This window comes from Sulfitobacter sp. NFXS29, assembly GCF_040148765.1.
Classification (GTDB): domain Bacteria; phylum Pseudomonadota; class Alphaproteobacteria; order Rhodobacterales; family Rhodobacteraceae; genus Sulfitobacter.
The window spans coordinates 1-9,113 of the sequence record NZ_JAGDED010000023.1 but is presented as its reverse complement, the minus strand read 5'-3'; the positions used below and the strand labels follow the sequence as shown (position 1 = coordinate 9,113).

7 protein-coding genes and 1 pseudogene are annotated in these 9,113 nt (G+C 57.5%); 5 read left to right on the top strand and 3 right to left on the bottom strand.

All coding sequences use genetic code 11. The features are described from left to right. Window positions 1-213 precede the first annotated feature (213 nt). Window positions 214-1,579: pseudogene (locus J3456_RS19295) on the top strand (ISNCY family transposase). A gap of 343 nt (window positions 1,580-1,922) precedes the next feature. Here J3456_RS19295 and J3456_RS19290 read toward each other — a convergent pair. Further along, the gene (locus J3456_RS19290) at window positions 1,923-3,203 is read right to left on the bottom strand and encodes a glycerate kinase type-2 family protein (RefSeq protein ID WP_349581876.1); all 1,281 of its coding nucleotides are present in this window, start codon (window positions 3,201-3,203) and stop codon (window positions 1,923-1,925) included. 106 nt (window positions 3,204-3,309) lie between these two features. After that, on the bottom strand, window positions 3,310-5,346 hold the full coding sequence (locus J3456_RS19285) for a TRAP transporter large permease subunit (RefSeq protein ID WP_349581875.1): 2,037 nt from the start codon (window positions 5,344-5,346) through the stop codon (window positions 3,310-3,312). Window positions 5,347-5,487: 141 nt separating this feature from the next. Between J3456_RS19285 and J3456_RS19280 the strand changes: the two genes are divergently transcribed. Together J3456_RS19280 and dctP are read left to right on the top strand one after the other, a co-directional pair. Next, on the top strand, window positions 5,488-5,619 hold the full coding sequence (locus J3456_RS19280) for a hypothetical protein (protein ID WP_276521414.1): 132 nt from the start codon (window positions 5,488-5,490) through the stop codon (window positions 5,617-5,619). A 50-nt stretch (window positions 5,620-5,669) separates the two neighbouring features. After that, window positions 5,670-6,689 (top strand): TRAP transporter substrate-binding protein DctP, encoded by a 1,020-nt coding sequence (dctP, locus tag J3456_RS19275; protein ID WP_349581874.1) that lies wholly within the window; start codon window positions 5,670-5,672, stop codon window positions 6,687-6,689. 55 nt (window positions 6,690-6,744) lie between these two features. On the opposite strand, the gene J3456_RS19270 is transcribed toward dctP, so the two are convergent. Beyond that, on the bottom strand, window positions 6,745-7,413 hold the full coding sequence (locus J3456_RS19270; RefSeq protein WP_276521413.1) for a GntR family transcriptional regulator: 669 nt from the start codon (window positions 7,411-7,413) through the stop codon (window positions 6,745-6,747). Between the two features lie 126 nt (window positions 7,414-7,539). On the opposite strand from J3456_RS19270, the gene ilvC reads away from it, so the two are divergent. Further along, on the top strand, window positions 7,540-8,523 hold the full coding sequence (gene ilvC, locus J3456_RS19265) for a ketol-acid reductoisomerase (protein WP_243263875.1): 984 nt from the start codon (window positions 7,540-7,542) through the stop codon (window positions 8,521-8,523). 108 nt (window positions 8,524-8,631) lie between these two features. After that, window positions 8,632-9,003: an aldehyde dehydrogenase family protein gene (locus tag J3456_RS19260; protein ID WP_349581872.1), complete on the top strand. Its 372-nt coding sequence runs from the start codon at window positions 8,632-8,634 to the stop codon at window positions 9,001-9,003. Window positions 9,004-9,113: the final 110 nt, after the last annotated feature.

Genomic DNA, 9,113 nt, shown 5'->3' with positions numbered 1-9,113 from the left:
GACCCCCGCAAGGCTTTTCAGCCCTCCGATATTTAGGTCTCCGGGCTGCTAAGCCTTGCTCACGCCAGCACCTGTGGTGACACTTCTGCTTTGCGCAACCGGTGACATTTCTGAATGGTGTTTACAATTGCTGTAGCCGCAAAGCGATAATGTCACCCATGAGCAATTCAGGAATGTCACTCTCCTCGCATAACGGTGGGAGGATGAGCGGACATGGGATGGGTGGTTATGAGCGAGCGCGAGTTGAACCGCGTGGAGGTTTTGGCGCAGGTCGATGATGGTCGGCTTACCGTAGACAACGCGGCGAACATGTTGGTGCTGACGCGTCGGCAAGTATTCCGACTGTTGAAGCTTTATCGTCAGGATGGCGCGTCGGCGATCCGGCACAAGGCGCGCGGCAAGCCCCCGAACAATTGCATCCATAAAGCCAAACGGGATTACGCTCTATCGCTGATCAGAGAGTACTATCCCGACTTTGGGCCAACCCTAGCAGCGGAGATGCTGGCCGAGCATCACGGGTTCAAGGTGTCGCGCGAGACGGTTCGCAAGTGGATGCAGGAAGGCGGTCTTTGGCTCTCGCGCAAACAGCGCCGGACATTTCATCAACCCAGATTGCGTAGAGAATGCTTTGGCGAACTCATCCAGATTGATGGCTCGGATCACCGTTGGTTTGAAGACCGCGCCGCGCCCTGCACCCTGCTGGTGTTCATTGACGACGCCACTAGCACGTTGATGGAACTGCGCTTCGTCAAGTCAGAGAGCACCTTCAGCTACTTCGAAGCATTGGAGCGCTATCTGACGACGCACGGCCGCCCCGTCGCGTTCTACAGCGACAAACACACGGTCTTTCGCGTACCAAAACCCAGCGAGCACATGACGGGCATGACCCAGTTCGGGCGCGCTTTGGCAGAGCTGCAGATCGAGATATTGTGCGCCAATACCAGTCAGGCCAAGGGCCGCGTGGAACGTGCGAACCGGACGTTACAGGACCGCTTGGTCAAAGAGCTGCGCATCGCGGGCATCTCGGACATGAAGGCTGCAAATGCCTTCCTCCCTGGCTTCATGGAACGCTATAATGACAGGTTTGCCAAGCCCGCTGCCCGTCCGGACAATTTGCACCGTGCGTTGAACGCCGCACCGGATCGGCTGGCCCGAGATCTTCTGTCTGCGCAACAAACGCTATGTCAGCAAGGATCTGACCCTGAAGTACGACCACAAGCGCATCCGGCTGGAGGTCAACGATCTGACGCGCGGTCTGGTCGGCAAATACGCCGACACCTACGAGTTCCCTAACGGGCGCATCCAGGTTCGACACAATGGCATCGCCCTGCCCTGCACCATCTTCGATCCGCATCAGCAGCGCGTCACGCACGCGGCAATCACCGACAACAAACACCTCAGCGCAGTGCTGGCTCATATCAAGGCCGAACAGGACAAGGCCGCCGTCAGCGCCGAGGTGCGCCCGGAAAGTGCCAGAAACGGATACCGGAAGAGCGGACGACGCAACAAAGGCTGGAACACCCTCGCAGACCGCAAGCGAAACGCGGCCCGCAAAGCCAGCCAGGGCTGCGATAATTGAGGTCTCCACCCTGTCAGACTTTGCTCATCTCAGCGCTTTTGGTGACATTCCTGCTTTGCAAATCCGGTGACATTTCTACTTGGTTGCAACAATTTGTAGCGGGGGCGCGCGCTACCTTCAAGTGCGACTCTTGTTAGAAAACAGTAGTTTATCTAACGGGAGGAATCGGTATGGGAGCCGTTTACGATCAACTGACTATCATTGAAGGCGCGCCCCACCTTGGGTCCAATAAGGGCCGCAGTTCGCGTATCGATTACAGCTCGCAGATGATAAAACAGTTCAGGTCCTTTAAGGCTATCTGCACGCCTCAATGCAATGTGACGGGACGACGCGGAGTCTTGATCTAAACCTTGCAGGTGTCGATTAGAATAGCGCGGAAATCGTTGACATTGGTGCCAGTCGGCCCGGGCGTGAACAGATCATCCGCGGCCTGAAACGCCGTCCAACTGTCGTTCCGGTCCAGCAGTGCTTGAGGGTCCTGACCAGCCTCTCTGATGCGGGAGATGGTCCCGGCGTCAGCGAAGGCGCCGGCGTTGTCTTCTGATCCGTCAATTCCGTCGGTATCGGCGGCAAGGGCGGTGATGCCGGACACACCCTTCAGACTCAACGCCAGAGCGAGTATAAACTCTCCATTCGGTCCACCCCGCCCGTTCTGACGGAGGGTCACCGTGGCCTCCCCGCCAGACAGTAGAACGATTGGGCTTTTGAACGGCCGGTTCTTTGTGGCCACTTCACGAGCAATGGTTGCGCTCACCCTGCCCAGTTCTCGCGCTTCGCCTTCCATGCTGTCAGAGAGGATCACGGCAGGAAGGCCGCGGCTGCGTGCGAGATCGGCAGCGGCTTCAAGAGACCGATTGGCAGAGGCCAGCAGCGATACGGTGTTGCGGGCAAAGACCGGGTCATCGGGGCGGGGCGCTTCGGGCGCGGTGGCAATGGCCTGTTCCAGCTGCTCTGGCAAATTTAGGTCGTAGCGTGCCATCCAGTCCAAGGCCTCGGCTCGGGTCGCGGAGCCGGGAACAGTGGGCCCAGAGGCCACTTCGGAAGGGTCATCTCCGGGCACGTCCGATACCACAAGGGATACCACCCGTGCCGGGGCCGCGGCTTGTGCCAGTCTGCCCCCTTTGATGCCGGAGAAATGCTTGCGAACCGCGTTCATTCCACGGATCGGCATACCGCTGTGTAGCAAAGCTCGGCACAGAAGCTGCTCGTCCTCGAGCGTGAAACCATCTGGCGGCATCGGCAGCAGGGCAGAGCCACCGCCACAGACCAGCGCGATGACGAGGTCGTACTCGCGCAATCCCTGTACCATTGATAGCATCCGCTCCGCGGCTTTCTGGCCGGCTACGTCCGGAATGGGATGAGCAGCCTCGACCACCTCGAACCTGTCACAGGGCACACCAAAGCCATAGCGGGTAACCACAAACCCTTCGAACGGGCCGCTCCAGTGGTGCTCAAAGGTCTGGGCCAATTGGGCCGCACCCTTGCCTGCGCCGATCACCACGGTCCGCCCCTTGGGCGGCTGCGGCAAGGCGGCCGGCAGAGTCAGCTCAGGGTGCGCCGCATCGACAGCGGTTTGGAACAGCTCCTGAAGGAGTTGTCTGGGGCCTGGTTTGAGTTCGTCCATGAAAATGCCTCTTTGGCGATCCGGGTCAGCCGGAATGCAGGTCAAGTCGGTGCCGAGGACCTAATCACCACCAGCACCGAGGTCGAAACGGTTGCGCCGAGACGCTCTAGAGCCAGGTCAGGAACAGCGGGATCGCGGGAAACAAGACTACCAGAGCGATCGCCACAAGTTGCAGCCCGATGAAGGGCAGCACTCCGAGAAAGATCTGCTGCAGCGTCACCTCCTTGGGGGCCACTGATTTCAGCCAGAAGCAGGCCGGACCAAAAGGCGGTGACAGAAATGAGACTTGCACGTTCATCGCGAACAGCACCCCGAACCAGAGCGCCGCGTCGCTGGACGACAAACCCAGTTCTGGCGCCAGGTCCCGGATAACTGGCACGAAGACAGGAATTGTCAGGAAGGTGATCGAAATCCACTCCATGAAGGTGCCCAGCACTGCCAGCACCAGCATCATCATCAGGATCAGCGCGACCGGAGGCATGTCGAGGGCATCAAACATTTCCTGCATATAGCGGGTGCCGCCGATCAGGTTGTAAATCCCGACAAAGGCTACCGCCCCGATCACCAGCCAAAAGATCCTGCCAACATTGGACATAGTGCCGACCAATGCGCTTTGCAGCATGGTCCAATTCAGCTGCATTCGGACCGCCGAAATGACAAGGGCCCCGAGTACGCCGACGCCCGCGGCCTCAGTCACGGTTGCAACACCGCCATATATGGACCCCATCACGCCGATGACCAGTAAGATGCACAGGAACACCGCCGCCTTCTGAGAGCCGGTCAGGGTGATCCGGCTACCGGTCTGCTCCGACAATTCTGCCACTGTGGGTGCCAGCGCGGGGTTGAGTCGACACCGGATTAGCACATAGGCCGCATACATCAGTGCCAGCATCAGGCCAGGCACGAAAGAGGCTAGAAATAAATCGCCGATGCCAACGTTTGCCGAAAGCCCGTAGATGATCATCACAATGGACGGGGGGATCAGCGTGGCCAGCGACCCGGCCGCGCAGATGATGCCGGTGGCGATGCGGTTATCATAGCCCAAGCGTAACATCTGTGGGAGGGCGACAAGGCCTAGCATCACGATCTCGCCCCCCATGACCCCGGACATTGCCGCCAAGACAACAGCCACAATGGTGGTCTGGAGCGCGACACCGCCGCGCAGGTTGCCAGCGAAGATGGCCATGGCGTCAAAAAGGTCACGCGCGACACCGGACCTTTCCAGAATCGTGGCCATCAGCACGAACAGAGGGATCGCGATCATCGCGTATTGTTCGCCTAGCCCGTAGGCATTGGACGACACGATGTAGACTCCGTTCGGCCCAAAGAAGAACAGTGCCGCGACGATCGATACCACCAGCGTGACAATGCCCAAGGGAATGCCCGTCATCATCAATACTAGTAAGCTGCCCACCATCACGAGCGTCACAACGCCAAGATCATAGGATCGGGCGTCGATATACTGCTGCGGATTCATTGGGCTGGTCAATGTGGCGATTAAGGATTGCAGCGGCACGACTAGCGAGTCGAGCAAGCCGAAATGCTCCAACACGTTTGCGGTCAGCCGAAGCGCAATCAGAGCCCCGATTATAGCAATTAGCAGGCGGCCCATCCGGGCGCGGGTGCTGTCGTGGAGGTTCACCAGAAGCTGCGCGAGATAGAGCCCTGACCCAAGCGTCAGCGCGCACTTGAGGAAGGTTGGCAGCATGGAGTTGAACCCTGCGCCGGACCGTTCACCGGCTGAAAGTGCACTCAGTGCGCGCATCATGTTATCATCGACAAAAAGGAATAAGGCGAGGATGCTAACTCCCATCCCAAACTTGTCTAGCCTCCCTCGAATGCGGGGCCGGGCCAGGTCTTGAATGACCGTGATACTAATGTGCCTACGGAACAGCGTCACATAGCCCGCAGACAACATCCAGGCCGATGAACAAAAAACAATGACGATCTCAAACGCCCAGCGGGTGGGAGATCCCAAGACGTAGCGGGCGAAGACTTCCCAGACCGTGACCGCGACGACAATGAGATAGAACTGCGACACGGCCAGCCCAATGATCTGGCTGATGGCGCCGATTGCCCGGCTGATTGGAAGCTGCTTCGGTAAATGTTGATCGGTCGCGCTGCGCTCTGCGATGCTGTTCATCTTGTGCTCCTCCCTCAACCGGGGCCTTAATGGGCTCAAGTTGACACAACTGAAATTTCAGATATCTTATGTCTGAGCGTTCTGCATGCGTCAAGTAGAGACCTACTTGGATTATGGCCGGGACGCGAAGGGAGGAAAAGCATGGACGACGAAAACCAAGAGTTTCGGTACGAGGCATCGGCAATGGGCCCTTGGGGCTGGGTGCTGGGGTTCGCACTGTCCGGGCTGTTGCTGTGGATGGTTTTTGCCCTAGCCAGACCTATCGGCGGGTAGCTTGTCAAACATCCACGTGGGAAGAAACGAAATCAGAGAGGGAAAATGAGATGAAGATCAACATACTGCTTGCCGGTGCGGCTTTGGCTGCAGCTACTAGCACCGCCGGGGCGCAGACGCTGCAAATCCAGTCGAGCGGAAATTCGGGGTCTTTCGTGCACCTCTTCTACCAAGACTGGGTCGAGCGCTATAATACCATGACCGGTGAAGACGGTGCCAAGGTTGAAGTGCTGCCGTTTCAGGCCGTAGTCCCCTACCGTGAAACTCTAGATGCAATCACCGCGGGCATCCTTGCCGGCGACATGCAAGCGGTTAGCTACTTTGCCGGCCGCGATCAGGCTTTTTCTGTCATCGGCGACCTGATCGCCGGCTATGATACGCCCGACCAAGTATCTATGTTTTGTCAATACGGCGGCGGCAAAGAGATCCTTCAAGAGGCCTACGACTCCATCATGCCTGACCAGCTGCACGTCGTCGGATGCGCAGCCTTTACCCGTGAGGCTCTTGTTTCTGCAGTCGAAATAAATGGCGTGGACGATCTCAAGGGATTGAACATTCGAGCACCCGAAGGGCTAGCAACCGCGGTCTTCGAAGCAGCCGGAGCATCGCCGGTTCCCCTGCCCTACTCAGAGGTATTCGGATCTTTAGAACAGGGCGTGATTGACGCCGCCGACGCCTCCTCCTATGCCGATAACGCAAGCACGGGCGTGCACGAAGTCGCCACCTATCCGCTATATCCGGGCATCCATTCGATGGCCGTTCTGCAACTGGTCGTGGGAAAGTCCCAGTGGAATCGGATGTCAGAACCCGATCAGGTTGCCTTGGAAACCTGGTACACTGCAATGATGACGTCCATGGCCCGGGCTTCGTTCATCGAGGATGAACGAGCCAAGGCGGAAGAGGAGGCGGCCGGCACTGTCACCGTAATCGACTGGCCGCAGGAAGAACGCGACCGCCTGCGCGAGATTGCAGTTGGAGCGTGGGAAGCCACTGCTGCCGAATCGGACTTAGCTGACAAGGCACTGAAAACGCACCGCAAATTTATGAAATCTATTGGCCTTCTAGAGTAATCACTCGGTCATGCAAGAAAGGCGCCAGGCCGGTGGGTCCGGTGCCTTTCCCCGTTTACCTAGACTTCAGACCACGGCGGATCTTATCTTTGGCATTATGGACATGTGTGGCGCTAGCGGCAGCAAAGCTTTGAAGGTCACCGACCCTTAACGCCGCGGTGATCGTCCGATGGTCGTCAATGGTCGCCTCATAGTCCTTGCGCTCGAAAGCACCTACCATCCGCATTAGCATCAGGCGCGCAGATATCTGTTCGTAGGTTTCGATCAGTTGGGAGTTCCCACTCAGCATCATGATCTTTTGATGAAACTCGTCATCCAGCCGCAGCAACCGACGGTAGTCCTCATCCTGAGGCTCGCCGTGGGCAATGTCTGCCATGCGGTCGTTCAGGTTATCAAGCCCACGCAAGATCGGAGCGGAGATGTTGGAGAGAATCGTTTCCGCCGCCCCCTTCTCAAGGACGAGCCGGAAATCGAAGGTTTCTAGGATCTCGTCTAGGTCGAGCGAGCTGACAAAGGTCCCGCTCCGAGGCTTGACAGTTAGCAGCCCTTCACGAATCAGCATGTGGATGGCTTCGTTGAGAGGCGTCTTGCTGACGCCGAACTCTTCAGCCAGCGAACTAAGGTCGATTCGCGCCCCCGGCGGCCACTGACCGTCCAGGATCATCTCGCGCATTTGGTCATGCACGCTGTCCCTTATCGAGGGGATATCAATCTTCCTAATCATCTCTGAATAGTACTCAACTTAAGTCTGAAGTTCTAGATATGCGACTGATGTCTTCCCGTGGTGTTGACAAGAGCTAATTGTTTGGTAATTGATATCTGAAATATCAGATTACAATGGAGACTGCAAATGGCGCAATGGTACTTTGACGAAGACGGCGATCTGTCGGCTCTCGATGGCAAGACAGTGGGAATCTTTGGCTACGGCAACCAGGGTCGCAGCCAAGCGCTGAACATGCGCGACGCGGGGGTCAATGTGATCGTTGGTTCGCGCAGCGATGCCTCGGCCGACAAATCCAAGGAAGACGGGTTCGAAACCCTGCCCTTGTCGGACGCGGCCGAGAAGGCGGATATCATCTTCATGTTGGTTCCGGATGAGGTTATGCCCGCGGTCTACGCCGAGCATATCGCCCCCAACTTGCAACCAGGCAATGTGGTCAACTTTGCCTCAGGCTACAACGTCCACTTCAAGAAGATCGTCCCTCAAACGGACGTGGACGTCATCATGTTAGCTCCGCGCATGGTCGGCCAGGGCGTGCGTGACACGGTCGTCGCCGGCGTTGGCTTTCCCAGCCTTGTCGCGGTTCACCAAGATGCCAGCGGCAACGCGCAGAACACTTTGATCGCGCTAGCCAAGGCCATCGGCTCCACCAAAATGGGCGTGATCGAGTCTAGTTTTGAAGAAGAGACTATCGCAGACTTGTTCAACGAACATTTCGGATTTCTGCACGCCGTACGGCAGGGGGTCGAGGTTCTGGTTGAAAAGGGCGTCAGCTACGAAGCGGCAATCCTCGAGCTGTATGCCTCGGGCGAAATGCGCGAGATCGGCCAGTACTTTGTCGACCACGGGCTGTTCGAGCAGCTCAAGCTGCATTCCCGCACCTCAGCCTTTGGCCAACTCGCCTGGGTCAGACCAAACGAAGCGGCGGAAAAGGCGTCCAAAGACCACCTGCGTGGCGTGATCGATAAGATCAAGGACGGTACCTTCGCGGACAAATGGGATGAAGTGCAGAAGGATCAAATGAAAGAGTTCGCACAGACCGAAGCCGATCTGAAGGCCCAGCCATTCTGGCAGGAAGAGATCAAGCTTTACAAGCGTCTAGGACGGCTCTGAACGGACCCAACACTACTCTGAGCGGGGCGGCCTGATGAATAACAGGTCGCCTCGTATTTATTCGCCCGGTAAGGAGCGAAGTTGCCGGGCCAGCCGAAAGGAGTTCCGATGCAAAACCTTGGTAAATTCTACATCGGCGGGGCCTGGGTCGCGCCATTTTCCAGCGCGACCACACCGCTGATAAACCCTGCGAACGAGGACAATATCGCCGATGTCCCGATGGGCGACGCGCGCGATGTAAATGCAGCTGTCGCAGCGGCCAAGGCAGTCTTTCCGTCTTGGTCGCAAACCACAGTGCATGAACGCGCTGCTTTGCTGCGTCGTCTTCTGCACCTCTACAACGAAGCCTATGACGAAATTGCTGAACTGATGACCCGCGAGATGGGCACCACCATCGGATTTTCAAAAACCGCACAGGCCGCCGTGGGCCGGATGCACATCGAGGCGGCAATTGAGGCTCTCGATGTTGATTGTCACTGAGAACTGACCCGGTATTTTCACCGAGATTTGACCCACCCTCAGTTATGCGTCGTGGTTTATGACGCGGTCAATGTTTTGGCCTCCTTTCGTGTTTTCTTTGCAGCCTCAGC